This window comes from Nitratireductor aquibiodomus, assembly GCF_900105565.1.
Taxonomy (GTDB): Bacteria; Pseudomonadota; Alphaproteobacteria; order Rhizobiales; family Rhizobiaceae; genus Nitratireductor; species Nitratireductor aquibiodomus.
This window is the reverse complement of sequence record NZ_FNSL01000002.1, coordinates 1-24,138: the sequence shown is the minus strand read 5'-3', so window position 1 is coordinate 24,138 and position 24,138 is coordinate 1. Positions and strand designations below refer to the sequence as shown.

The 24,138-nt window shown below is 61.7% G+C and carries 23 protein-coding genes; 11 read left to right on the top strand and 12 right to left on the bottom strand.

Annotated features, from left to right (window positions below):
* Positions 1-15: 15 nt before the first annotated feature.
* A complete protein-coding gene (locus tag BLW55_RS19255) occupies positions 16-2,979 on the bottom strand; it encodes a dermonecrotic toxin domain-containing protein (RefSeq protein ID WP_342027756.1) in 2,964 nt (987 codons plus the stop codon).
* Positions 2,980-3,163: 184 nt separating this feature from the next.
* The gene (locus BLW55_RS19250; RefSeq protein WP_007010567.1) at positions 3,164-4,843 is read right to left on the bottom strand and encodes a Na/Pi cotransporter family protein; all 1,680 of its coding nucleotides are present in this window, start codon (positions 4,841-4,843) and stop codon (positions 3,164-3,166) included.
* Positions 4,844-5,145: 302 nt separating this feature from the next.
* Between BLW55_RS19250 and BLW55_RS19245 the strand changes: the two genes are divergently transcribed.
* Positions 5,146-5,481: a hypothetical protein gene (locus BLW55_RS19245; protein ID WP_244509186.1), complete on the top strand. Its 336-nt coding sequence runs from the start codon at positions 5,146-5,148 to the stop codon at positions 5,479-5,481.
* A 127-nt stretch (positions 5,482-5,608) separates the two neighbouring features.
* Here the strand turns inward: BLW55_RS19245 and phnE (BLW55_RS19240) are convergent, their stop codons facing one another.
* From phnE (BLW55_RS19240) to phnD, 4 genes are all read right to left on the bottom strand, one after another.
* Positions 5,609-6,412 (bottom strand): phosphonate ABC transporter, permease protein PhnE, encoded by an 804-nt coding sequence (gene phnE / locus BLW55_RS19240; protein ID WP_025031354.1) that lies wholly within the window; start codon positions 6,410-6,412, stop codon positions 5,609-5,611.
* Positions 6,406-7,212 carry a phosphonate ABC transporter, permease protein PhnE gene (phnE, locus tag BLW55_RS19235; RefSeq protein WP_090330073.1) on the bottom strand — a complete coding sequence of 269 codons (807 nt, stop codon included), beginning with the start codon at positions 7,210-7,212 and terminating at the stop codon, positions 6,406-6,408. Before phnE (BLW55_RS19235) ends, phnE (BLW55_RS19240) begins: the two co-directional genes overlap by 7 nt.
* Positions 7,209-8,003, bottom strand: a complete 795-nt coding sequence (phnC, locus tag BLW55_RS19230) for a phosphonate ABC transporter ATP-binding protein (protein WP_025031353.1) — start codon at positions 8,001-8,003, stop codon at positions 7,209-7,211. The genes phnE (BLW55_RS19235) and phnC overlap by 4 nt, the downstream gene beginning before the upstream one ends.
* A gap of 83 nt (positions 8,004-8,086) precedes the next feature.
* Positions 8,087-9,088: a phosphate/phosphite/phosphonate ABC transporter substrate-binding protein gene (gene phnD, locus BLW55_RS19225; protein ID WP_025031352.1), complete on the bottom strand. Its 1,002-nt coding sequence runs from the start codon at positions 9,086-9,088 to the stop codon at positions 8,087-8,089.
* 208 nt (positions 9,089-9,296) lie between these two features.
* Between phnD and BLW55_RS19220 the strand changes: the two genes are divergently transcribed.
* From BLW55_RS19220 to gndA, 3 genes are all read left to right on the top strand, one after another.
* A complete protein-coding gene (locus tag BLW55_RS19220; protein WP_425286785.1) occupies positions 9,297-10,157 on the top strand; it encodes an HAD-IIB family hydrolase in 861 nt (286 codons plus the stop codon).
* Positions 10,154-10,924 carry a DeoR/GlpR family DNA-binding transcription regulator gene (locus BLW55_RS19215; protein WP_090330071.1) on the top strand — a complete coding sequence of 257 codons (771 nt, stop codon included), beginning with the start codon at positions 10,154-10,156 and terminating at the stop codon, positions 10,922-10,924. Before BLW55_RS19220 ends, BLW55_RS19215 begins: the two co-directional genes overlap by 4 nt.
* 89 nt (positions 10,925-11,013) lie before the next feature.
* Positions 11,014-12,438 carry an NADP-dependent phosphogluconate dehydrogenase gene (gene gndA / locus BLW55_RS19210; protein ID WP_090330070.1) on the top strand — a complete coding sequence of 475 codons (1,425 nt, stop codon included), beginning with the start codon at positions 11,014-11,016 and terminating at the stop codon, positions 12,436-12,438.
* 58 nt (positions 12,439-12,496) lie between these two features.
* On the opposite strand, the gene BLW55_RS19205 is transcribed toward gndA, so the two are convergent.
* On the bottom strand, positions 12,497-13,039 hold the full coding sequence (locus BLW55_RS19205; RefSeq protein ID WP_007010577.1) for a peroxiredoxin: 543 nt from the start codon (positions 13,037-13,039) through the stop codon (positions 12,497-12,499).
* Between the two features lie 186 nt (positions 13,040-13,225).
* Positions 13,226-13,702, bottom strand: coding sequence for a LysE family translocator (locus BLW55_RS19200; protein ID WP_244509185.1), 477 nt, complete (start codon positions 13,700-13,702; stop codon positions 13,226-13,228).
* A gap of 63 nt (positions 13,703-13,765) precedes the next feature.
* Here BLW55_RS19200 and BLW55_RS20865 point away from each other — a divergent pair, with 63 nt between their 5' ends.
* A complete protein-coding gene (locus BLW55_RS20865) occupies positions 13,766-13,933 on the top strand; it encodes a hypothetical protein (RefSeq protein WP_177175147.1) in 168 nt (55 codons plus the stop codon).
* Here BLW55_RS20865 and trpA read toward each other — a convergent pair.
* Together trpA and trpB are read right to left on the bottom strand one after the other, a co-directional pair.
* Positions 13,916-14,746 carry a tryptophan synthase subunit alpha gene (gene trpA / locus BLW55_RS19195; RefSeq protein ID WP_090330069.1) on the bottom strand — a complete coding sequence of 277 codons (831 nt, stop codon included), beginning with the start codon at positions 14,744-14,746 and terminating at the stop codon, positions 13,916-13,918. The two genes, BLW55_RS20865 and trpA, sit on opposite strands and share 18 nt — an antisense overlap.
* Before the next feature lie 48 nt (positions 14,747-14,794).
* Positions 14,795-16,015, bottom strand: coding sequence for a tryptophan synthase subunit beta (trpB, locus tag BLW55_RS19190; protein ID WP_090330068.1), 1,221 nt, complete (start codon positions 16,013-16,015; stop codon positions 14,795-14,797).
* A gap of 206 nt (positions 16,016-16,221) precedes the next feature.
* On the opposite strand from trpB, the gene BLW55_RS19185 reads away from it, so the two are divergent.
* The 6 genes from BLW55_RS19185 to BLW55_RS19160 all read left to right on the top strand — a co-directional run bounded on the left by BLW55_RS19185 (position 16,222) and on the right by BLW55_RS19160 (position 22,964).
* On the top strand, positions 16,222-17,202 hold the full coding sequence (locus BLW55_RS19185) for a helix-turn-helix transcriptional regulator (protein ID WP_244509184.1): 981 nt from the start codon (positions 16,222-16,224) through the stop codon (positions 17,200-17,202).
* Positions 17,203-17,396: 194 nt separating this feature from the next.
* Positions 17,397-18,854, top strand: a complete 1,458-nt coding sequence (locus tag BLW55_RS19180; RefSeq protein WP_090330067.1) for a xylulokinase — start codon at positions 17,397-17,399, stop codon at positions 18,852-18,854.
* Positions 18,855-18,894: 40 nt separating this feature from the next.
* On the top strand, positions 18,895-19,809 hold the full coding sequence (locus BLW55_RS19175) for a sugar ABC transporter substrate-binding protein (protein ID WP_244509183.1): 915 nt from the start codon (positions 18,895-18,897) through the stop codon (positions 19,807-19,809).
* A gap of 11 nt (positions 19,810-19,820) precedes the next feature.
* Positions 19,821-21,338, top strand: coding sequence for a sugar ABC transporter ATP-binding protein (locus tag BLW55_RS19170; protein ID WP_090330065.1), 1,518 nt, complete (start codon positions 19,821-19,823; stop codon positions 21,336-21,338).
* Complete coding sequence (locus BLW55_RS19165) at positions 21,335-22,264, top strand: ABC transporter permease (protein WP_090330064.1); 930 nt, start codon at positions 21,335-21,337, stop codon at positions 22,262-22,264. Before BLW55_RS19170 ends, BLW55_RS19165 begins: the two co-directional genes overlap by 4 nt.
* A 4-nt stretch (positions 22,265-22,268) precedes the next feature.
* Positions 22,269-22,964 carry a GntR family transcriptional regulator gene (locus BLW55_RS19160; RefSeq protein ID WP_090330063.1) on the top strand — a complete coding sequence of 232 codons (696 nt, stop codon included), beginning with the start codon at positions 22,269-22,271 and terminating at the stop codon, positions 22,962-22,964.
* A gap of 9 nt (positions 22,965-22,973) precedes the next feature.
* On the opposite strand, the gene BLW55_RS19155 is transcribed toward BLW55_RS19160, so the two are convergent.
* A complete protein-coding gene (locus BLW55_RS19155) occupies positions 22,974-23,360 on the bottom strand; it encodes a hypothetical protein (RefSeq protein WP_025031636.1) in 387 nt (128 codons plus the stop codon).
* Between the two features lie 139 nt (positions 23,361-23,499).
* The coding region (locus BLW55_RS19150) for a Gfo/Idh/MocA family protein (RefSeq protein WP_143038470.1) at positions 23,500-24,138 on the bottom strand (639 nt) is incomplete at its 5' end.

Genomic DNA, 24,138 nt, shown 5'->3' with positions numbered 1-24,138 from the left:
TCTGTGCACACGGCATTAGCGGTTGTTCGTCTGATATTCTTTCACCCATTCCGAAGTGCGTTGTTGTCTGGATTGCGATGTCCCCGTGATCGATGTCTCGTCAAAGCGGGTCCTGATCATTTCTTCTCCTGCGTGACCTTGCGTTTCAGCAAGCCATGCATCTGGTATCGTCAGGTTTTCTGGCTCATCTGCATTGTTCAGCCAAATCTCATTCAACCATTTTTGGACGCGCGTTTGGAACGCTTCCTGAAAATCGGGAGGAGTTGGGGATTGAGAGGGGGTGTTTGCTTCAATGACATCTTCCGGTTCTTCTATTTCTTCCGGCATCTCGTGCTGCATCGATCGTGAGGAGCCCGGTTGCGGTTCTTCAACGGCGGTGCCAGTGGTGGGAATACCATCCACCCATTCCTGGGTGCGCTTCTGCCCACGTTTTGTCATATCGAGAGATTTGAGGCTGTCGCTGGCTTCGCCAGTTGCCATGGAACTTTCTGGCAACTCTGGCGGCGGGCTCGCATCAAGAGTGATCCGCCCTAGCCTGAAATCTTCGTAGACCTGGAGAGGGATGCCGTAAGTCGTGTTGACTGAGCGGGAAGCGGCAAGCTCTGCGATGGTTTTTCTGATGTTCTCGTCTGAAGAGTCCAGCAGATAGACGTTCTTGGCTGGCGGTGGCGGAAAGTGCACTTCATCCAGGAATTCGTAGTCGTAGCCTCCACCGTCTACGAAAGAGCCCACTTTCCTGCCTTCTGTCACGATGGCATATTGATACATGACACCGTCAGCCGAGTCGTATTGCCAGATGTCCAGCACATTGTTGCTGGCGGCGAGAGATGCGCTACCAATGGTTGCTGGCCTCTCGAGCATGTTGACAACTGCGTGGAAATCTCGGGATGGGCGAAACCAGCCAGCCGCAAGAAGCTGGTCGGGTCTTAGATTGTCCACGCGATAGACGAGGTGATAGGTGCCGATCCGGCCGTTTTTTTCGGCTTCACGGCCCAGGTCCTCGAGTTTGAACCGCAGCGCATCCACACGTTCCTTCATGGCTTCGATCTGGTCGAGAGCAGCACTTTCGTCCGCATCCGCGATGACATAGTAACCACGTCTGTTCAGCGATTGCTTGATTTGGGCTGCGCGCTGACCCTGATAGGGGGGGCGATCAGGACCGGCACCATTGGCGGTTATACGCTTCCAGCCACCATTGCCATCCCCATGCAGAATCGCCACAGACTTTCGTGTTTCCGGGTCGATAACGTTTACGTAGCCATCACGCAGCTTGAAGTCGCTTCTGATTTCGTAGACGCGGGAAACGCCTGTTGTGTCGCTGTGTCGAATAAAATACCGCTCGCCTGACTGATAGATGTTCGCACTGTTTGGAGTGCGCCCGTCGATAAGCGACGGATCAACCTCATGGTCGGATATATTTCCGATACGAAGCGGCTGTTCCCCGGCAGGGGGACGGACGGCCGAAGTCGGAATTGTGTCGCCACCGCCAGCAGAAACCGGCTCAGCTCTTGAAAGAGCTCTGACGGCGGCCCCAAGGGCCGTTCCCGCGAGCAGGGTGCTTCCTGTCGAGACGACACCGACAGCACCTGCTTTCCGCTCTTCGTAGGTATCTCCTGCGACCGCCTGCTCAGTTTCGAGAACAAGTTCGCTCCCCATGGTGGTTGCCAGTGTTGCAAACTCGAGCTCGGGGGCGAGCATCAGGATCGGCCAGAACACCTTGTTGAATGTGCGCAGGTTCCCGATCCAGATGTCACGCGTGACTTCGCTGTCGGACTTGATCAGTATGTCGGCGTCGGAAAGGCTCCGCTGCCGCATGTTTTCTGCAAGCTCGGAGAACAGGTTGTCAGAATAGGGGCGGTTCTTGGAATCAACACCGGTGCTCCAGGCGCCTGACCCGAGCTTCTCCAGGCCATTGGCAACGCCCGTGTACCAAAAGCCATCCTGTAGATTATAGAGTGAAAAATGGTGCGAGAGTCGCGTGCGCTCCTCCGGAGACGCTGCCATCTCCCTGACCCAGCGGTCGAGCGCCTCTTCACTGCCGAACTCATGGAATGATGGCGCTTCGCCCGGAATGTAGAGCACCGTGTGCTGGTTTGAGCGGGTGAACCGGACAATGTCGCTGGAAGGGTAGCCGTTTATGTCGAAGGCCGTGACCTCTACGTTGTCCGCGCTTTCCGGTTCAGCGACGATCCCGTTGGAGAGCGCTGCCAGAAGCTGATCGACATCTGCTCTCGCACCTCGCATGACCATTATGACACCGGAAAGCGAAAGGTCCGACTCCTCAAGGGCACGCATCGCGGATACCGCGAACTGGACCTTGGCCAGAAGCACGATGTCGCCCTGATGGCTGGCCCAGAATTCGTTCAGACTGGAGAGAACCTCCGACTGGAAGTCGGCCTTCCATATAGCCTCTCGAAGACTGGAAGCCAAAACCCTGAATTCGTTCGGCGTTCCGTAGAAGCCCTCACCCGGCCCATGCGTGTAGACCCCTTCATAGGCATCCAGCGCCGTGGACTGGAGTGTCTGTCGCTCAGCACCGAAATTTTCGAGAAGCAGATTTGTCAACGATGTTGACGAGTTCGGTTCGCCCGTGTGCTCGACGCCGGTGAAACTGGTCTGGGATGAGACCGCCGAACTGAACGTGTTCAAATAGAGCGCGTCGGGATTGGCATCCTGTCCGGTCAGTTCTTTTATGATAGCGCTCATTCTCGCCCGCGCCATTGCGTGAATGTTGGGAAGATCCTGACGGACGGTACGGGAAACCCTGCTGATTTCCGACTGTTGTTCTTCCGTCAGAGTGCATCTGAGAAATTGCACATGGGGCGGTATGCGGAGGGTCGTTTCACGCGCATCGACGCGCGCTGGCGGTGACCTGGTTCCCTGCGATAGCCCTTCAGGGCGTTCCGCCAGCTTTCGCGCTGAAGGCGTCGTGATTCTTCCGTTTGGGTTATTGGTTATTATGAAGCCTGATTGTATCATTATATATCAATCCAAAACAAAACAAGTATTATTAATACTTATATTTATTTTTAAGATTTAATACTAATGATGAGGTTTGTCTATTTATTCAAAACTGCAATGAAGAAGAGAAATAGCCGACCCCGGTTTTGACAGGATCGGCTTTGATGTTTTGGGCTGCTGACCCCAAAAGGGGGAGTGGCTTTCAGGTCGCTTTCAGGCGCGAGCCGCTCAGCAGTCCACGCTCTTCGAGCACCGGATATGCAAATGTCGCCAGAAGCGAGTTGATCTGCTTCAGGTCGCGGATCGTATCAAGGTGGATCGAGCTTGTTTCCACGCTCTGTTCCGTGCCCTGTCTCAAGCGTTCGAAGTGGCGCTGGCTGGTTTCCTTCTCGACATCCCGCAGGCGGTCTTTTTCCATCACCAGCTCGCGCGCGGTCTCGGTGTCCTGGGTGACCAGCAGGTTGAAAGCCAGGCGTGCATTGGCAAGAACGGAGGCATGGAAACCGGCGAGCTCCCGCCAGCCTTCACTGGTAAACTCGACGCCGCGTTCCATCTTCTTCTGCACATGGGCGAGCATGTTGCGGACAATGATGTCGCCCACCTGCTCGAGTTTGACGCACACGCCGAGCAGTTCCTGGCAGCGTCGTGCATCGTCTTCCGTCATTTCATGGCGTGTGATGCGGGCGAGATAGAGCTTGATGGCCGCGTGGCGCCGGTCCACCGTATCGTCGACGGCGGCCAGTGCGGCGATCGATTTCCGATCCGCCTTTTCGTAGAGTTCAAGAATCCGGCACAGCATGAACTCCACCGTTTCGCACATGCGGACGGTTTCCCGCGTCACATTGGCGAGCGCCTGATGCGGTGTGTCCAGTGCCGTGACGTCCAGCGCGCTGGTTTCCGTCACTTGTGCTTCGCTTTCCTCACTGGCCCCTTCGGCTTCGCTTCCTGACTGCAGGGAGACCAGCGCCTGCGTCGCTTTGAGGATCAGGCCTGAAAGCGGAATACCGACAATCAGTATCAGCACGTTGAAGGCGATGTGTGTGTGGATGATGCGGTCCGCAGGGTCGCTGCCCAGCCGCTCCAGGCTGGGATCGAAGACAATGAAGGCCACCAGAAGCACAACGGACCCGAGGCCACGCATGAGGAGGTTGCCAAGGGGAACGATGCGGTAGCTTGGCGGTGAGCTCCGCGTCAGCATCGGTGCGATGAAGGAACTGCCGAGATTGACGCCCAGAACCATAACGATGCCGAGCTCGGGGGAGACGATGCCGCGCGCGGCGAACGTGGTCAGCAGGAGCACGGCGGCGATGCTTGAATGAAAGAGATAGGTGGTCACTGCGGCCAGCAGGAACGCGGTGATCGGATCGTCTGAGAGATATCCCACGATAAGCGGCACGATGGTGCTCTGCCTGAGTGGCTCAGAGGCCTCGCCCATCATTTCGAGCGACAGGATGAGCAGGCCTACCCCGACAAGAATACGGCCGAACTGGCGCCACTGCCGGCGTTCTGTCGCAAGAAAAATAACGGTCCCGGTGAGGATGCAGAGCGGGACGAGAAGTGTCAGGTCGAAGCTCAGTATCTTGACGACCAGCGCCGAGCCGACTTCCGCGCCCCGCACGGCCAGAATGCCCGACAGGCCCGTAACGATCCCGAGCCCGGCGAAGGAACCGATCAGAAGTGTAACAGCGGTCGAACTCTGCAGGGCGATGGACAAAGCCAGTCCCGTCAGAGCTGCGAGCACCGGGTTGCCCAGTGTCTGCCGCAGCCGTTGGCGCAGCACATTCCCGTAGGCGCGTTCAACGCCTGTTCGCACCATGCGCGTCGCCCAGAGCAGCAATGCCACTGCCCCGGCCATATGCAGAAAAAAGACGGAACCGCTCATATCGCCTCGAACAAGTCTAACACAAATCTGGTTCTGCAGAGAGCCTGAAGCGAATCCTGCGGTGAATCGCGGCGTTTCCTTCAGGGCAGTCGAGCGAGCCAGGGCAGCATGTTACATTTGTTATTTCTATTTAGCAAATGTTCAATCTCGGTCGCCCTCGCTGGGCCGTCCGCCAGATTCCCGAGCAAAGCAAAAATCAGGTTGACCTATTGAGTAAAATAAACTCAAGTGAAAATGCATTTTCTGAACGGAAAGTGCAAGTAGTAATGAAAGATAATTTTATTTTAATAAAGGAGCTTTTTATGAATATTTCCGTAGAACGTCATGATAATCTTCATTCGCCATACAGTTATGGCGGCGGCGGATCGTCGTTTGGAGCCATAGCGACGGGTGGCGGCTTTGGTCTGGCCGTGGGTAGCCCCATTGGAGCGGCCTTTGGCACCGCGGGTGGAGCGCTGGCTGGTGGCATCGCCGGCGGTGTTCTGGGGTCTGTCTTCCCCGTTGTTGGAACCTTCGCTGGCGCTGCGACGGGCGCCGGGCTCGGTGCGACGATCGGAACGGCCGTTGGCACCGCTACCGGGGCCGCGCTCGGTGCCCTCACAGGCGGTACGGCGGGTGCGATCACCGCGCGATTATAAGATTGATTGTTGGTGCGTGTCGTCTGCTCTGGCGCACGTGACATCATCCTTCAAGAAAAGGAGCCCGGCGCTGTGCCGGGCTCCCCGACTTTGCCATCGGCGCGCGAATCCGTCCGTTGCTACAGCGTCAGATGATCCGTTTACGCAGCCAGGCCGAAACAATTTCACCAAGCACCACGAGCGCGAGGATTGCCAGGAGGACAGTGGCCGCTTCCTGCCAGTTGAACGTGTCGATGGCACTTTGCAGGATGATGCCGATGCCGCCCGCGCCCACGAGGCCGAGCACGGTCGATTCCCGCAGATTGATATCCCAGCGCAGGATGGCCACGGCCCAGAAGGTGGGCATCACCTGCGGCACGATGGCGTAGAGGATCACCTTGAAGCGCGATGCGCCGGTCGCTTCCAGCGCTTCCACCGGGCGACGGTCGATCTCTTCGATGGCCTCGCCCAGAAGCTTGCCGATGAAACCGATGGAGCGGAACATGATGGCGATGATGCCGGCCACGATGCCGGGGCCGAATATGGCCACGAAAAGAAGCGCCCAGATGATCGTGTTGACCGAGCGGCTGGACACGAGGATGAAGCGCCCGAGCCACAGCGTCGCGGCGTTTGGCGTCGTGTTCTGCGCGGCGATATAGGCGACGGGCAGCGACACAAACACGGCGATTGCCGTTGCGATGGTGGCGATGTTCACAGTCTCAACCAGCACCCACAAAATGCTCGGCAGGTTCGTCACATCCGGCGGCACCATGCGGCTGAACAGGTCGCCCATCTGCTGCGGCGCATCGAACACCCAGGGCCAGATCACGTCGATGCTGGTCAGGGCCCAGACGATCGTGATCACGGCAAACAGAAAAATCGCATAGCGTTGCATGCGCTCGCGTGGCGTGTAGCGCGCCCAGTCTTCGAGGGACGTTTCCATGCTCACCATACCCGTTTCCTGATCTGACCGCTGATCGCCTCGCTGACCAGAATGACGGCGACGATCACCATGGTGATGGCCAGTGCAAAGTCGTAGTCATAGCGGCCGAAGGCGTTGGCCAGCGTCGAGCCGATGCCACCAGCTCCGACGATGCCGACCACGGCGGAGGCGCGCAGATTGCTGTCGAGCTGATAGATGCTCAGACCGATTTGGCGCGGCATGATCTGCGGAAAAACCGCGTAGATCAGCGTCGGGAAATAGCCCGCACCCACCGCGCGCATGGCTTCCACCTGGCCCCAGTCGATCTCTTCGATGCGCTCGGCCAGCATCTTGGCGACGAAGCCGATGGAATAGACGATGAGGGTCAGGACGCCGGCGAAGGGGCCGAAGCCCACGGCCTTCACGAAGATGATCGCGACAATGACCGGGTGAAAGCTGCGGGCAACGATGATGAGGCCGCGGCCAAGCAGATAGACCGGTCTCGGCGCAAGGTTCTTGGCGGCCATGAATGCGATGGGGATCGACAGGAGCACGCCGCCGACCGTGGCAAGGATCGCGATCTTCAGGCTCTCCAGGAACCCGTCGATCAAAAGCCCGCTGCGCTCGAAACTTGGCGGAAACGCGCCGCTGAAGATGCGTGCCGCGCGCGTCATGCCCTGTGAAATGCGTTCCCAGTCTATCGGCAGCATGAAGAAGGCCCAGCCGATATAGATCACCACCGCCGCCAGCAACCCGTAGCGCAGCACGGGATTGGCGATCATCGGCGGCTTGCGCCAGGTATCGGGGAGGGAAGGGGTCTCGGCGCTCATGCCTTCTGGGCCCTCAGCGGCGTGACGTTGTCCATTTCGCCGCGCTCTTCGGCGGGTACTCCGGCATAGATCTCATCCATTGCATCCTTGTCGAGTGCATCGGGTTCGGCATCGAAGATGATGCGGCCATAGCGCATGCCGACAATGCGGTCGGTGTATTGCTTGGCCTCCGCCACATTGTGGATGTTGATGAGCACCGGCAGGGAAAACTCGCGCGAGAGCGCGCGCAGCAGTTCCATGATCTGTTCCGAGGTTTTCGGGTCGAGCGAGGCGGTGGGCTCGTCTGCGAGAAGGATTTCCGGTTCCTGCATCAGCGCGCGCACCACGCCCACGCGCTGGCGCTCGCCGCCGGAGAGCTCGTCCGCACGCTTGTTGGCGTAATGGGCGATGCCCACGCGCTCCATCAGTTCATAGGCGCGGCGGATGTCTTCTTTCGGATAGCGCCGCATCGCCGCGCGCCAAAGCGGCAGATAGCCGAGCCGGCCCGACTGCACGTTCTCCATCACCGTCAGCCGGTCCACCAGATTGAATCCCTGAAAGATCATGCCGATGCGCCGGCGGGCGGCGCGCAGCTTCGCGCCTTTCAGGTCCGTGAGCATCAGCCCGTTCAGCTCGATCGTGCCGGAGCTTGGCTCCACCAGCCTGTTGATGCAGCGCAACAGGGTGCTCTTGCCCGCGCCCGACGCGCCGATGATGGACACCACGCTGTCGCCAGGCACTTCCAGATCCAGGCCTTTCAGCACGGGCGCGCCATTGCCATAGCGCTTCACCAGCTGCGAGATTTTCAGCATGCATCAACTCCGAAAACAGTGAGCGATCGATCAGAAAAATCGGGCGCGAGACCAAGCCCCGGCATCTCGCGCCCGCAGGAGGATCACTCTTTCGCCAGACCCTGGGGCGTGTATTCCACGCCGTTCGCCTTCTGGATCTCGCGGATCACGGCCCAGTCCTTCTGGTAGGTGACGGGCACGAATTTGCTGACACCGGAGAACTCCTCGCCGAGTGCCGTTCCGGCAAAATCGAACGAGAAGAAGGCTTCCTTGATCTTTTCCACCAGCGCCGGATCGAGATCATGCGCATAGGTGTAGGAGGTGGTCGGGAACGGATCGGATTCCCAGACGATCTTCACCTCTTCCGGATCGTAGAGATCACGCTCGGCCATGCGGTCCACGACTTCGGAAGCCACCGGTGCGGCGTCATAGTCGCCTGCCACGACGCCGAGCATGGACTGGTCGTGCGAGCCGGAATAGACCACTTCATAGTCCTGTTCCGGCACGACACCGAGCCCGGGGAAGAGCGCGCGCGGCGCGAGATTGCCCGAATTCGAGGTCGGCGAAGTGTGGGCGATGCGCTTGCCCTTCAGGTCCGCCATCTCGTTGATGCCGGAATCCTTGCGGGTGTAGACCTGCAGCTTGTAGCCGAAACGACCGTCTTCCGATCCCATGATGGCAAAGGGCACCGCGCCGGCGAGGTTGACGGCAAAGGGCGTCGGACCCGTCGAGAAACCGGCGATGTGCAGGCGCCCGCTGCGCATGGCCTCCACCTCGGCGGAGTTCGACTGCACGGCGAAGAACTGCACGTCCTTGCCCGTCACCTCTTCCAGATGCTCGATGAAGGGCTCCCAGATATCCTCATAGATCGCCGGGTCTTCCACCGGCGTGTAGGCGAAAACCAGCGTGTCCGGGTTGGAAAGCTTTGACGGATCGCTCGGCGTGTCCGCCACCAGGTCTTCGTTGGCGTCGCAATACATGACGTCGAGCTGGCCGCGATTGGCGCAGTCCTGTGCCTGCGCGGTGGTGCCGGCAAGCAGCGCGGAAAGGCCGAAGAGAGCAGCGGCAGCGCCTCCGGCAAGACGGGTATCTGTCACGATAGACATGAGTTTCCTCCTCCAGTGCGGGCGCGCGCCCGCTTCTCCCAAAAAGAGTGCGTCTAACGGCACCCATTTGCCGAAAGCGTATCGAATTTTTGTGGTAGTTTGCAATATTCAAATAAAGAAAATTTGGAATACCCTCGAAAATTCCAAAAAATGTGACTAAAAGCTTGGCATATCGCTCGGCGAAGGGGAGAGGCGTGTGGTGGCAGACATGACGGCGAAGCTTGTTCCGGAGGAGGCGATGTTGCCCCGACCATTCGGTGAGATGAGCACGCAGCGACTGGCGGAGGTCGATTTCGTGCTTACCGACATTGACGACACGCTGACGACGGCTGGCCGCCTGCCCAGTCTTGCCTATCACGCGCTGGAACGCCTGCATCACGCCGGCATTGTCGTCATTCCCGTCACGGGCCGCCCCGCGGGATGGTGCGACCTGATCGCCAGACTGTGGCCCGTTGATGCGGTCGTCGGGGAAAATGGTGCGTTCTATTTCGTGTGTTCTCCCAAGGGCGGCATGGTCCGGGAGTTCGCCCAATCCACCGAAGAGCGCCGCGAGGGACGCCGGCGCCTAGACCGGCTGGCCGCTTCCATCCTGACGGCGGTCCCCGGTGCGCGCCTCTCGGCGGACCAGACGTTCCGCGAGGCCGACCTTGCGATCGATTTTGCCGAGGACGGCCCCAGGCTGAAAGACGCGGACATCGCCCGCATTGTAAGCTGCTTCGAGGAAGCCGGTGCTGTCGCAAAAGTGTCATCCATCCATGTCAATGGATGGTTCGGTCGCTATGACAAGCTGGCGATGACACGTCGCCTGTTTTCCAGGCACTATGGCCTCGACCTCGACAAGGCGGACCGGAACGTGATCTTCGTCGGCGACTCACCCAATGACGCGCCCATGTTCGGCTTCTTCCAGAACAGCGTTGGCGTGGCCAATTTTGCCGACTTCCTCGACGGTACGGCGACACCGCCCAAGTGGATTACACAACAGGCCGGTGGTGCCGGCTTTGCTGAGGTCGCCGATGCCATTCTGCGCGCCAAAGGGGGCGCCAGAGGGGCCTCCAGAGGGAACCAATGACGCGTCTTAGAAAATCCGCGCGCCGCGAGCAGATCATCCTTGAACTGCAGCATCATCCCCATGTGCGCACGTCGGAACTGGCTGCCCGGTTCGGCGTCTCCACGGAGACCGTTCGCCGCGACGTCGAGGCGCTCAGCCAGGAGGGGCTGATCCGTCGCGCCTATGGCGGTGCCTCTGCGGCGCCGATGGGCGCGCAGCCACCCTTTGGCGAGCGCGATCAGGCGCGCATCGAGGAGCGCGTGCAGATCGCTGCGCGTGCGGCCGCACTCGTGCGCCCCGGCGAAGTGCTGATGATCGATGCCGGCTCGACCACCCATCAGTTCGCTCTCAATCTGGCTGCCATGGCGCGCGATCTGACGGTCCTCACCAACAGCGTTGCGGTGGCCTCGGCCCTTGCCCAAAACGAAACCATTCAGGTGGTCATCTGTCCCGGAGACTTCATGGCGCGCGAGGTCGGGATCTACGGTGCGGAGACCATTGATTTCATCGCCCGGCACAATGCCAACCGCGCCTTCATCGGCGCGAGCGGCCTGACGGCCAGCGGTATCACCGAGGCAAACCGCCTTGCCGTTGGCGTCAAGCGCGCCATGATCCGCCAGTCCCACGAGAGCTATCTTCTGGTCGATCACTCCAAGTTTGACGTCAATCTCGTTGCGACGGTTGAGCCGCTCTCCGCCCTCACGGCGATCATCACAAACGAGCAGCCCACGGGCCGCCTGGCAAAGGCACTGGCCGATGCCCATGTGGATGTGCATCTGGCCGGCTAAGAAACCACCTCTTTCCACCTGGCGATGATGCATCGGCCGGCGGTCTGGTGCATAGTGCCGCCTCGTTTTACGAACCGGAGACTTGAAGCATGTCGAAAGCGGATATCGGCCTGATCGGCCTTGGCGTGATGGGAGCAAACCTTGCCCTGAACATCGCTGAAAAAGGCCATACGATCGCCGTCAACAACCGCTCCACCCCCAGGATCGATGCGTTCGTCGAGGCAGCGCAGGCTGAGGGGCTTGGCGAGCGCGTCCTGCCTGAGGCCGATCTCGTAGCCTTCGTGCAATCGGTGAAGAAACCGCGCTCCATCATCATCATGGTCAAGGCCGGCAAGCCGGTCGATGACATGATCGAGCAGCTTCTGCCGCTGCTCGATGAGGGCGACGCGATCCTTGAATGTGGCAACTCGCTCTTCAGCGACACGCAGCGCCGCTTCGATTATCTGAAGCCCAAGGGCATCGGATATCTCGGCGTCGGCGTTTCCGGCGGCGCGGAAGGCGCGCGCCATGGTCCCTCGATCATGGTCGGCGGCTCAAAGGCGCAATGGCACGATGCGGAAGCCGTGCTCACCTCCATTGCGGCAAAATTCAAGGGCGAGCCCTGCGTTGCCTGGCTCGGCGAGGGCGGGGCCGGCCATTTCGTCAAGACGATCCACAACGGCATCGAATATGGCGACATGCAGATGATCGCCGAGGTCTATGGCGTGATGCGCGACGGGCTCGGCATGGACGCCGCAGCCTGCGCCGAAGTCTTCAAGCGCTGGAATGAGGGCCCGCTCAACTCCTATCTGATCGAGATCACGGGTCATGTTCTTGAAGCCATGGACGGCGAGAGCGCCGCGCCGCTCGTCGACATGATCCTCGACAGGGCAGGTCAGAAGGGCACCGGCGTCTGGTCGGCGATAGCCGCGCAGCAGCTCGGCGTGCCAGCCACGGCCATTGAGGGTGCAGTCGCTGCCCGTTCCATCTCTTCGCGCAAGCAGGAGCGCATTGCCGCAGAAGCGCTCTATGGTAGGCGCCAGGGCAAGGTGGACATCACGATCGATGATCTGGAGCAGGCACTGCTGGCCGGCAAGATCGTTTCCTATACGCAGGGATTTTCGGTCATCGCCAGCGCGTCCGAAGAGCAGGGCTGGGGGCTTGAGCTCGCCACCATCGCCAGGATCTGGCGCGCCGGCTGCATCATCCGCTCCCGCTTCCTCGATCAGATGGCGAGCGCCTTTGCCGGCGACGCGGCGACCAATCTCCTGATGGTGCCGGATTTCGCGGAACTGATGAAGGAGGCCAGCCCTGCGCTGCGCCGCGTGGTTTCCGCCGGTGCGCTTGGCGAACTTCCGCTGATCTGCCTTTCGTCATCGCTCGCCTATTTCGACAGCTACCGTCAGGCGCGGGGCACGGCCAATCTCATTCAGGGCCAGCGCGATTTCTTCGGTTCGCATGGTTTCGAGATCGAGGGGCGTGGCGCCGACCTGCATGGCGACTGGCCATCTCTCATCGAACAGGCTGCCGAGTAAAAGAAAAGGCCCGGGCGGCGATGCCATCCGGGCCTTTCAATTCGATGCTTCAAGAAGCTTAGGCAGCCTGCGCTTCGCCGGCCTTCAGAGCTTCCAGAACGGTCTGCGGCGAAGAAACGCCATACGGATCGCTGTCGCAGTTGTCGGAGAAACCTTCCTCCTCGAACCACTTCTCGATCACGCCGTTGTTGACCACGGCGGCGTAGCGCCAGGAGCGCATGCCAAAGCCGAGGTTGTCCTTGGCGACGAGCATGCCCATCTTGCGGGTGAACTCACCCGAGCCATCCGGAATGAGCTTGACGTTGTTCAGGCCCTGCGCCTTGCCCCAGGCGTTCATCACGAAAGCGTCGTTGACGGAGATGCAGTAGATCTCGTCGATGCCCTCGGCCTGGAATTCCGGGTAGAGCTTCTCAAAGTCGGGAAGCTGGTAGGTCGAGCAGGTGGGGGTGAAGGCGCCCGGCAGGGAGAACAGGACAACGCGCTTGCCGCCAAAGAAGTCGGCAGTCGTCTTGTCTTCCCAGCGGAACGGGTTCGGGCCTTCGATCGACTCGTCGCGAACGCGCGTGCGAAACGTGACGTCGGGAACTTTTCTCACGGTCATTGCTAATCCTCTGGCACAAACAAAGCGCATCCCGACCGGATGCCGGGCAGCTTGGGTTATGAAACTTTGAACTCCGGCTGCCGGGAGGGTGCGCCGGATGAGACGGCCGGAATAGAACATTTTGTCGCGGCGAAGTGAAGGCCTGACACTGCGGCAATCCGCAGCATTTTTCCCTCGATTCCGAACCTAATTACGTGAAACCGCCATGGTTCCGCCTGAAACGATCAGAACGGCACCCACCAGGCGGTTCAAATGGACGAAAACGCGCTCGGATTTCAGCATTTTCCCAAGCACGACGCCGCTGACCACATAAAGCGCGACGGCAACCACTTCCAGCGCGAGAAACACCCCGCCCATGGCGGCAAGCTGGCTCCAGGCGGGCTGCGATGCGTCGATGAACTGGGGGAAGAAGGCGGTGAAAACGGCGATCGCCTTCGGGTTGCTGATGGCGATCACGAAATCGCGGCGCATCAGTTTTCCAATGGCAGAGTCCAGCGAACTGGCGTTCGCCAGCGCGCGCGCCTTGCGCCAGAACTGGATGCCCACATAAATGAGATAGGCTGCCCCCACCAGTTTGATGACGGTGAAGGCCGTGGCAGACGCCGCCAGCACCGCGCCGAGCCCGACAATGGTGACCGTGATCAGGAAAATGAAAGCCGGCATGCGGCCAAGTCCGCCCAAAAGGCAGGCACGAGGCCCAGCCGCGCGGCATTGGAAAAGGCGAGCATGTTGTTCGGACCGGGCGCGCAGTTCAGCGCGAAACAGGCCGGAACGAAGATAGACCAGGCAATCATCTGGGGTATCCTTGGCGAGAAAGCTGCGGCGATCCTTAAACAGATCGCCGCACTGAGCCAAGAATTCAGATCGGGAAAAGCGTTACGCCATCTGCTTTGAGCGTACGCCGTCAGCAAGCCCTTTGACGAGGGTCGCAACGGCCTCTGCGGGGTCTTCGATCCGCTTGCCGTTCGCGTCATAGCACTGCGCGATGGCCGCCACGATGGCGCTGCCAACGACAACGCCGTCCGCCGCCTCGCCAATCGCCCGCGCCTGGCGCGCCGTCTTCACGCCGAAGCCCACGCAGATCGGCAGGTCCGTGTGTTCCTTGATGCGCGAAACCGCCGCCGAAACATTGTTCGTGTCCGGCAGGGCCGAGCCCGTCACACCCGTCATCGACACGTAATAGACGAAGCCCGACGTGTTCTCCAGCACCTTCGGCAGCCGCTCTTCGTCGGTCGTCGGTGTTGCAAGGCGAATGAAATTCAGCCCGGCCTTGATGGCTGGAACGCAAAGCTCCTGATCCATCTCCGGCGGCAGGTCGACGATGATCAGCCCGTCAATGCCGGCCTCCTTTGCATCGGTGAGGAAGCGCTCAACCCCATAGATGTAAATCGGGTTGTAATAGCCCATCATCACGATGGGCGTGTCGTCGTCGTCTTCACGAAAGTCGCGCGCCATCTGGAGCGTTTTCGCCAGCGTCTGCCCGCCCTTGAGCGCGCGCAGGCCGGCGGCCTGAATGGCCGGGCCATCGGCCATCGGGTCGGAGAAGGGCATGCCCAGCTCGATCACGTCGCTGCCCGCCGCAGGCAGCGCCTTCATGATCGAAAGCGCGGTCTCATAGTCCGGGTCGCCGCCCATGAAATAGGTCACGAGCGCGGGACGGTTCTCTTCCTTCAGCCGCGCAAAGCGGCGGTCGATGCGGGTGGTCATGGGAGGATGCTTTCTCTTCGGACAGATTGTGGGTTCGGATCCTGCGGCTCAGATCTCCATGCCGAGCATCTTTCCAACGGTATGCACGTCCTTGTCTCCGCGACCGGAGAAATTGACGATCATGATCTGGTCCTTGCCCATGGTCGGCGCAAGCTTGATCGCATGGGCAATCGCATGGGCCGATTCCAGCGCCGGGATGATGCCCTCAAGACGCGTCGTCATCTGAAACGCCTCGATCGCCTCATCGTCCAGAATGGGCGAATAGATCACACGGCCTGAATCCTTCAGCCAGCTGTGCTCCGGCCCAACGCCAGGATAATCGAGCCCCGCAGAGACCGAATGCCCGTCGAGGATCTGCCCGTCGTCATTCTGCAGAAGATAAGTGCGGTTGCCATGCAGCACACCGGGGCGGCCCGCCGTCATGGAGGCGCAGTGCTCGTCACCCTCCAGCCCGTGTCCGCCGGCCTCGACGCCGTGGATTTCCACCTGGCGGTCATCAAGGAAGGGGTGGAACAGGCCGATGGCGTTCGAGCCGCCGCCCACCGCCGCCACGATGGCGTCGGGCAGCCGGCCTTCCAATTCCTTAATCTGCTCGCGCGCTTCCGTGCCGATCACCGATTGCAGCTCGCGCACGAGTTCAGGATAGGGATGCGGGCCTGCCGCCGTGCCGATCAGATAATAGGTGTCCTCCACATTGGTCACCCAGTCACGCAGCGCCTCGTTCATGGCATCTTTCAGCGTGCCATGGCCGGACGAGACCGGCTTCACCTCGGCGCCCAGAAGATGCATGCGGAAGACGTTCGGCTTCTGCCGCTCCACGTCTGTCGCGCCCATATAGACAATGCAGGGCAGGCCGAAGCGGGCGGCCACGGTGGCCGAAGCCACGCCATGCTGGCCGGCGCCGGTCTCGGCGATGATGCGGGTCTTGCCCATGCGCTTGGCGAGCAGGATCTGGCCAAGGCAATTGTTGATCTTGTGCGAGCCGGTGTGGTTCAGATCCTCACGCTTGAAGTAGATTTTCGCGCCGCCCAGATGTTCGGTCAGGCGTTCGGCGAAATAGAGCGGCGAGGGGCGGCCCGTATAGTGACGGCCCAGATGCTCGAGCTCGGCGCGAAACGCCGGATCGTCCTTCGCCTCGTTCCAGTGCTTCTCCAGATCGAGGATCAGCGGCATCAGCGTCTCGGCCACAAACCGGCCGCCGAAGATCCCATACATGCCCTCATCATCAGGGCCGATCCGGAAGGAATTGGGTTCCATGGGTGCAGTCATACGCGCAACGTCCCTTTTTCGCTTTTCCCGATTGAGGCATGGCCGGGCGGGACAAGTCAAACACCTGTCTCGAATATGAGAACCGGATAGTGTGTTGAAAATAAAAGGGAAAATTGGATTATCCCGCGTGGCATGAAAAGCGACTTGTTCCTTTCGCGGCTCAGCTTTTTCTAGACAGCTTCCATAGTCCTGTTATCCTCGCAGCCATGGTGGTGGCTGATCTCATCGATGCATCGCAAAGGCTTGGCCGGGTTCCCGGACTTCATTCGCTCGACCTTGCGGAGGCCGAGGCTGCCATCGGCGCGCGCTACAGGCCGCATCGCCTTCTGATGCCATCCGGCGAAGCGTCGCTCGACTTCCGGCACCATGCCGTCGCAGGCGAGGGGGCATCCCTCAATCTCCTGCGCTATGGCCCCGACATCGAGATCGAGGCCGGCATTTTCGACACGTTCTATATGCTGGAGTTCCCGCTTTCCGGCGGGGTGGACATTCTCTATGGGCGCGACCGTGTCGCGTCGCGTCCCGGTCATGGGCTCATCCTGTCGCCCGGCCCCTTCGTGCGTTCCAACTGGCGTCCCGGCACCACGCAGGTGATGCTCCGGCTGGAGCGCGATTTCGTGGAGCGCGCCTGGCAGCGCTACACGGGTGACCCGGTGCGCCGCACGCCGTTCTTCAAGCCGGAAATCGATCTCGACACGCCCGTGGGGCGACGGCTGGCGCGTCTCTTCGGGCTCATGGTCGCGGAAGAAATCGAGGCCGCCGACAGCACGGCGCTTTCGCCCATGCCGCTCGTCAATGCGGTTCTGGAAACACTCTTTGCCCATGTCCCCTGCCGCGAGGCGGAGCCCTCGGCGCTCGCTGCCGCCGGTCCGCTGCCGCATTATGTGCTGAGCTTCAAGGCGCTGCTCGATGATCCCTCAGCGCTGCCGCTCACCGTATCGACGCTGTGCGAACGGCTCGAGGTGTCCCAGCGCACGCTGACGACGGGCATGCGGCGGTTCACCGGGCTTTCCCCGCATGATTATCTCACCATGCGCCGCATGGAGCACGCCCGGCATTTGCTCGAACGGGATGGCCTGCCGGTCGCGGCGGTGGCCGCGCGCGTCGGCTACGCCCATGCTGGCCGCTTTGCCGCTGCCTTTCGCCGCCATTGCGGCCACAGCCCCGCCGGCACCCGCGCAACCTGACGCATTTTCGGAAGTCGTTATCCCTTTCGGGAAATGAAATGGCGTTGCTCCCTCCCTTCTTGTTGACACGGCACGTTTTCCGGCCCGCACTCGTGGATCACTGCGCGAAACCGGGGAACGGACCTTGCAAAAAGGCCAGCGCGCGGCGACACGGTGGACGTTGAATTCGTCCACCCCATGAGAGGGAGGTTGGTTTGAGCCGGACCGTTCTGGCCATTGATATCGGGTCTTCGGCCCTGAAAGCCGTTCTGTTTTCGCAGCATGGCGCGATGCTGGCTGTCCGGTCGGCTTCCATCGCCACAGCGTCCGGGGCAGACCGGTCGCAGACGCAGGACCCCGCCGGCTGGTGGGCGGCACTTGTCTCCGCGCTGGCAGACATGCCGGACAGAGAAGATATTGAAGCGCTCGTCTTCACGGGCTCCATGCAAAACCTGATCGTTCTGTCACCGGAGGGCGAAGCGCTGGCGCCTGCCGCGCTCTATTCCGACCGCCGCCTCGATGAAGACGAGATTGCCGAACTCCAAGCCCGCCTGCCGGGCGATTATGCACGGCGTGTCGGCAATCACCCGGACCCGGCCCACACGATTTTCAAACTCATGCGGCTTGACCGTTTCGCGCCCGATCTTCCTGTTGAACACCGCTTCTTCTTCGGTGCGAAGGATGCTGTCACCTTCCGGCTGACCGGCCGTGCCGCAATCGATCCAACCGTCGCCTCCACCACCGGCCTGATGAACATCGCGGAGCGGTGCTGGGATGCCGAACTGCTCGCCACTGCGGGTGTCGAAGCGTCGCGCCTGCCCGAAATCCTCCCGGCCGACGAGATCCTTGGCCCGTTGCGCGCAGAAGCCGCTGCAAAGCTCGGCCTGAGCGAAGGCATCCCCGTGTTCAATGGCGCAGGCGATGCGGCAGCGGCCACATGGGGTGCAGCCGCTGACGCGCCTGGACGCGCCTATGCCTATCTCGGAACCACCGGCTGGGTTGCGGCGACGCTTGACCTCAAGGATGCCGCGCCCCCGCGTGACATCTACACACTTGCCGATCCGGTCCATCCCGACCGCGCCATCATCATCTCGCCATTTCTGACGGCGGGCGCTGCCATGGACTGGCTGGCCGAAATCACGGGCGAAAGTGTCGAAGCCCTGTTGGAAGCGGCTGCGACGGCGGATGATGCGCGCGCCGCACCGCTCTTTCTGCCCTATCTCTCGGGCGAACGTGCGCCTTTCGAGGATCAGCGCGTGCGCGGCGCATTCCTTGGCCTCGACCGCACTCATGGCAAGGGCGCGATGGCGCGCGCCGTGCTTGAAGGCGTGGCTTTCGCCATCCGCCACAATCTGGAAACCGCCGGCCTGCCGCCTTCGCCGCTCACCGTCATTGGCGGCGCGGCGCGCGATGCACTCCAGCGGCGCACGCTCGCCAGTGTTCTAAATCGCGAGATCGCCTTTCCCGATGCAAGTCAGGAGATGACGGCGCTAGGCGGGCTGCGCATGATCGCCGCAAAGGCCGGTCTCTCGCTTGCCGCCATGGATGCGCCGCCCGTTCTCGCGCCTGATACAACCCATGACGCCCCTCATGCCGAACGCTGCGACAGTCGCTATGAGGCTTATCTCGCAGCCTCCCGTTTTGCGCGGGAACAGGCCCGCCGAATGACGTAAACGAAAGAAACGAAAACCGTTCAACGGATCGGAGGAAATGATGAAACGCCTGCTTCTCACCACAGCCGCACTGGCCGGTCTTGCTCACGCAACGGCAGCCAATGCCGAAGACATCGCGGTGCTGACACCCTATTTGAGCTCCGTCGCCACCAATGAAATGGTCGAGACCTTCACGAAGGAATCGCAGGCGAAGGGCTGGACGGTCAATGTGGTCGACACGCGCGGCGATTTCCAGCAGCTCGCAAGCCGTGTCGAGGACGTCACGAATGCGGGCGCGGACGCCATCGTGCTGGTGAGCGTAGATCCCAACCAGATCGGCGATCAGATTGCGGCAGCGGCGGGCAAGAACATTCCCGTTTTCGTGCTGGACGGCGCGCTTGCCGATGGCGTGACCGCCAACATCACCACCGACAATTTCGCGCTTGGCACCATCCTCTCGGATTATCTGTTCGAGGCGCTGGGCGGCGAAGGCAAGATCGTCAAATTCTTCCACTCGGCGCATCCGGGCGTTCGCCAGCGTGAGCTGGCGCTGGATGAAGCGCTGAAGAAGGATCCGGATTTCGAGGTCATCGCCGAGCATTACGTGCAGGTGCCGGGGCCCATCGACAATGCGCGCCAGGCCATGGAGACCTTCATTCGCCAGTATGGCGAAGAGATCGACGGCGTCTGGGCCGCCTGGGATGAGCCCGCCGTCGGCGCACTGCTCGCCATCCAGAGCGACATGCCCGATGCAGACATCGTGATCGCCGGCATTGACGGCAACCCGCAGGCGGTGGACCTCATCGAACAGTGCACCAATCTCGCTGCCACGGTGCGGCAGGATTTTCCGGGCATTGCGAGCGCCGCAGTCGGTGAAATCGAGGCGGTGCTTGGCGGCGGCGAGCCTTCCTCCCGCGAGATTTTCGTGGAGGCCAAGGTGATCGATCGCGAAACGCTCGGCGCAAACTGCGAGTAAAACCCGCACCGATGCTTGAGATCGAAGGGTTCACCAAACGGTTCGGCGGCGTCACGGCGCTCGATGGCGTGCGTCTCGACGTCGCGGCCGGCCGTGTGCATGCCCTTCTGGGGGAGAACGGGGCGGGCAAATCCACCCTGCTCAAGTGTCTTTCGGGCGTGCACCGTGCGGATGCCGGAACGATGCAGATTTCCGGCAGGACGTATCAGCCGGCAGATCCACGCGCGGCGGAAGCCGCCGGGCTGCGCACCGTGCATCAGGAGCTCAATCTCGTTCCGGGCTTCACGGCCTATGAAAACGCCTATGTGGGCCGGGCTTACCCCCGTCGTTTCGGCCGCGTTGACTGGAAGGCGATGCGCGCGCGCTTCGCGGCCCTGCGTGACCGTTACCGGCTCGATCTGGATATCGACGCGCCGGTTGGCCGCCTCTCGGTGGCCAAATGCCAGATCGTGGAGATCCTGCGCGCGCTGATGGACGATGCGCAGGTGCTGATCCTGGACGAACCCACCGCCTCGCTGAGCGAGGATGAGGCGACCGTCCTGCGCCGCATCGTGCGCGATCTGGCCAATCAGGGCTGCGCCATCATCTTCGTGTCGCACCGGCTCGATGAGGTGTTCGCGCTGGCTGATGACTACACGGTGCTGCGCAATGGCCAATCCGTCGGCAGCGGGCAGATCGCCGACACCTCGCGCGACGAGATCGTCGCGCTCATGGCGGGCGAGGCGTTTCGCCACGAGCGCCATGGCGATGCGCGCGCGCCGGGCGACCCCGTTCTGGAGCTATCCGGTTTCCGTGTGAGCCCGGTCCGCGCCCCCATCGATCTAACGGTGCATGCCGGCGAAATCGTGGGTCTTTATGGCGTGGTCGGCAGTGGCCGCTCCAGTCTCCTGAAAGCCGTCTGGGGAGCAAGCGGCGTGGCTGAGGGCGACATCGCGCTTGAAGGTGCGCCGCTCCCGGCCTCCGGCATCGAAAGCCGCAAACGCGCCGGCGTTGCCTATGTCTGCGAAGACCGGCGCCACACCGGCCTCGTCATGCATCATTCCATTCTCGACAATGCTGTCCTGCCGCATCTCGATCACCATCGCGCCGTCGGCTCTCTGCCCATTGTCTCGTGGCGGCGGGCGCGGGCCGGCATTCGCTCCGCGCTTGAAGGGCTTAGCGTCAAATATGGCGGCCTCGGCGACCGCATCTCCACCCTGTCGGGCGGCAATCAGCAGAAGATCATGATCGGCCGCTGGTTCGATCCGTCGCTGAAACTCTTCCTGCTCGATGAGCCGACGCGCGGCGTGGATGTGCGCTCCAAGGCGGAAATCCACGCCCTGTGCAATCGCCTTGCAGGCGAGGGCGCGGCCGTTCTCTTCGCCACCAGCGATCTTGAAGAACTCCTGATGCTCGCAAGCCGCGTCGTGGTCATGGCGCAGGGGGCTGTCACGCTCGATGCGCCCAACAGCGCCGTCTCACGCCAGTCCGTCATCGACGCCACATTCCACGCGCCGCCTCAGCCATCAAAGCCGGAGATAAGAGTTTGAGCTTTTCCGCCCGCTACGGAACCCTGATCGGCCTTCTGGCCATCGTCACCCTCTTTGCGGCGCTTTCGCCGGAGGCCTTCGCCAAGGGCTCGAACCTCATCAACATCACCCAGCAGATGTCATTGCTCGCCATCGTTGCGCTGGGGGCCACCTTCGTCATGTCGCTGTCGGAGTTCGATCTTTCGGTTGGCGCGGTGGTTTCCATGGCGGGCATTGTTTCCGTCACGCTGTTCGGCGCCGGCTGGGGCATCGTGCCCGTCATGCTGGTCACGCTCATTGCAGGCTTTGCCGTCGGCGCGGTCAGCGGCCTCGCCATCGCAACCTATCGCATGCCCAGCTTCATCGTCACGCTTGCCATGGGCACCATTGTCGGCGGCATCACCTACTGGATCAGCGATGGCGCGACTTTGTTCGGGAACATTCCGGTGGGCTTCCGCGATCTGGGGCGCGGCTATCTCGCCGGCATTCCCGTTCTGACCCTCTGGGCGCTCGCGGCGACGCTGTTTGCCGCCTTCATTCTCGACCACACGGAGCTTGGCCGCCGCATCCTCGCCATTGGCGGCAACCGCGAGGCGGCGCGGCTCACCGGCGTGCGCATCGTGCCAAACAGTGTCTGGGCCTTCGGCCTGTGCACGCTTTTTGCCGCCCTTGCCGGCCTGCTCCTCACCGCGCGCCTCGGCAGCGCCCATCCGACCGGCGGCAACGGTTTCCTGCTTCAGGCCTATGCGGCTGTCTTCCTCGGCATGACCGCCTTCCGCGACGGGCAGGCCAATGCGCTCGGCACGCTTCTGGGGGCGGCGATCATCGCAGTGGTCGCCAATGGCCTCACCATTCTCGGTGTGCCGAACTACCTGCAGGACATCTTCACCGGCTTGATCATCATCGGCGCGGTGCTGGTGCGAAACATCGGCGGCAGGGCGGCCTGAGCGCATGGGAGCGGACCACGCCTATCAGCGTCTCGCCAGCCGGCTCATCCGCGAGCTGACTGGCGGGCTGTGGCGCAATGGCGATCCGCTTCCCTCCGAACATGCACTGGCGTCGGCCTATGCCGTCTCGCGGCGCACCGTGCGTCAGGCGCTGGAGCTGCTCCAGCGCGAGGGTTTCGTCTCCAAGGGGCAGGGGCGCAGCACGGTTTACCGTGAACGCGCCATCGGACGCAGCGGCGAAAAGCTGGTGGATTTTCCCACTGCCGCCCGCGAGGCGGGCTTTCGTCCGTCAACGCGCCTCATCTCGACGGGGCATGTCGAGGCGGGTCTCTCTATCGCCCACGCTCTTTGTGTCCCGCTCGGAAGCGAGGTGTTCGAAATTCGCCGGGTGCGTCTTCTGGAGGGCCGTCCAGTCGTTCATCAGACCTCGCTCCTGCCGGCCCGTCTGGCCGGGAAGCTGGATGTCGCCACGCTGGCAGATACCTCGCTTTACACCATGTTGCGCGCGGCGCTGGGGGGCGAAATCTTCCTCGCCCGCGAACATGTCTCGCTTCTGTCGGCGTCGGAAGAAGAGGCCGCGGCACTGTCGATCCCGAAGGCCTCTCCGCTGCTCAGGGTCCAGCGCGTGGTGGTGGATGGCGAAGGCCGGGCCGTCGAATACTCCAACTCGGCCCTGCAGGATTCATTCTTCCGGTTCTAGCGACTGACCCTAAAGCCGCTCTACGAGTTTCACCTGAAACGTGTGCATCTGCCCCTGCCGGGAGATCGAGATATACTCGCCCTGCCGAAATCGTTCTTCGCCGAGGCGAAAGCCGATCTCGTCGTCGCGTTCTCCCTCCTCATAGTCGAAATACCATTGCCCGCCCGGCTTGCGGCGCAGGCGGCCGATCTTGTCTTCCGCGTGCGGCTCGAAGCGGCGCACGCGACACTGCGCCTGATGCTTTTTCCATTCAGCCGCGTCGAGATGCCCCTCAACATCGAGCGGAACCAGGAGATCGTAGCCCTCATCATGGTCGCCCATGGGGTGTCCCTTCTCCCGGGCGAGCTCAAGCCGCACATGCCGGAATTTGGGAGAGAGATCAGAAGCTGTGGTCATGCTGGATCCTTTCGTTCTCCATCACCCTATGGTGTGATTCTGGTCCTGCTTTTGCAAAGATCAAGCAGAGAAGCCTTCGTTTCCTTGATCGCGGTCAAATCCTTTCACCGGATCGGTGCGGCATGGCGAGGTCGCGCGCCTAACCCTGCACCGTCACACGCCGCCCCTCGCGCGCTGAAGCGGCGATGGCGTGGATCACCTTTTCGAATTCCAGCGCATCCGCGAAGTCAGGACCGACCTTCTCGCCGCCGGCGATTTCACGCAGGAACGCGCCCGCCTCCAGCACCTTGAGCTCGTTGAAGCCCAGTTGATGTCCGGGCGCAGGGCAGAATGCCGCGTAGGCCCCGTGCGCCGGCCCGGTGAGGATCGTCCGAAAGCCCTGTTCAGCGGCCGGGCCCTCGTTCTGGTAAAGCTGCAGTTCGTTCATGCGCTCCTGCTCGAAAGCGATCATGCCTTTGGTCCCGTGCACCTCGAAGCCGAGCCTGTTTTTCCGGCCCCAGGCGGAGCGTGAGGTGGAAAGCACGCCCTGCGCACCGTTCCCAAAGCGCACCAGTGCCGAAGCGACGTCTTCATTTTCCACCCTTCCACGCCCGCTTCCATCGGGCATGGGGCGTGTTTCGTGGATGGTCTGCATGTCGGCGACCAGGCTTTCCAGCGGCCCCATCAGCCCGTAAGCCATGGACACAAGATGGCAGCCAAGGTCGCCCAGAGCACCGAGTCCCGCCTCATCGATGCGCGCCCGCCATGTCCATGCGAGTTCCGGATCGGCCTGATAATC

Coding starts and splice junctions, on each gene's coding strand:
- BLW55_RS19185 (WP_244509184.1), top strand. CDS start 16,222: ATGGTGGTGGCTGATCTCATCGATGCATCGCAAAGGCTTGGCCGGGTT.
- BLW55_RS19200 (WP_244509185.1), bottom strand. CDS start 13,702: ATGCCGGCTTTCATTTTCCTGATCACGGTCACCATTGTCGGGCTCGGC.
- phnD (WP_025031352.1), bottom strand. CDS start 9,088: ATGTCTATCGTGACAGATACCCGTCTTGCCGGAGGCGCTGCCGCTGCT.
- gndA (WP_090330070.1), top strand. CDS start 11,014: ATGTCGAAAGCGGATATCGGCCTGATCGGCCTTGGCGTGATGGGAGCA.
- BLW55_RS19220 (WP_425286785.1), top strand. CDS start 9,297: ATGACGGCGAAGCTTGTTCCGGAGGAGGCGATGTTGCCCCGACCATTC.
- BLW55_RS19215 (WP_090330071.1), top strand. CDS start 10,154: ATGACGCGTCTTAGAAAATCCGCGCGCCGCGAGCAGATCATCCTTGAA.
- phnE (WP_025031354.1), bottom strand. CDS start 6,412: ATGGTGAGCATGGAAACGTCCCTCGAAGACTGGGCGCGCTACACGCCA.
- BLW55_RS19205 (WP_007010577.1), bottom strand. CDS start 13,039: ATGACCGTGAGAAAAGTTCCCGACGTCACGTTTCGCACGCGCGTTCGC.
- trpA (WP_090330069.1), bottom strand. CDS start 14,746: ATGACCACCCGCATCGACCGCCGCTTTGCGCGGCTGAAGGAAGAGAAC.
- BLW55_RS20865 (WP_177175147.1), top strand. CDS start 13,766: ATGTTGTTCGGACCGGGCGCGCAGTTCAGCGCGAAACAGGCCGGAACG.
- phnE (WP_090330073.1), bottom strand. CDS start 7,212: ATGAGCGCCGAGACCCCTTCCCTCCCCGATACCTGGCGCAAGCCGCCG.
- BLW55_RS19160 (WP_090330063.1), top strand. CDS start 22,269: ATGGGAGCGGACCACGCCTATCAGCGTCTCGCCAGCCGGCTCATCCGC.
- BLW55_RS19250 (WP_007010567.1), bottom strand. CDS start 4,843: ATGAGCGGTTCCGTCTTTTTTCTGCATATGGCCGGGGCAGTGGCATTG.
- BLW55_RS19245 (WP_244509186.1), top strand. CDS start 5,146: ATGAATATTTCCGTAGAACGTCATGATAATCTTCATTCGCCATACAGT.
- BLW55_RS19175 (WP_244509183.1), top strand. CDS start 18,895: ATGAAACGCCTGCTTCTCACCACAGCCGCACTGGCCGGTCTTGCTCAC.
- phnC (WP_025031353.1), bottom strand. CDS start 8,003: ATGCTGAAAATCTCGCAGCTGGTGAAGCGCTATGGCAATGGCGCGCCC.
- BLW55_RS19170 (WP_090330065.1), top strand. CDS start 19,821: ATGCTTGAGATCGAAGGGTTCACCAAACGGTTCGGCGGCGTCACGGCG.
- trpB (WP_090330068.1), bottom strand. CDS start 16,015: ATGACTGCACCCATGGAACCCAATTCCTTCCGGATCGGCCCTGATGAT.
- BLW55_RS19155 (WP_025031636.1), bottom strand. CDS start 23,360: ATGACCACAGCTTCTGATCTCTCTCCCAAATTCCGGCATGTGCGGCTT.
- BLW55_RS19255 (WP_342027756.1), bottom strand. CDS start 2,979: ATGATACAATCAGGCTTCATAATAACCAATAACCCAAACGGAAGAATC.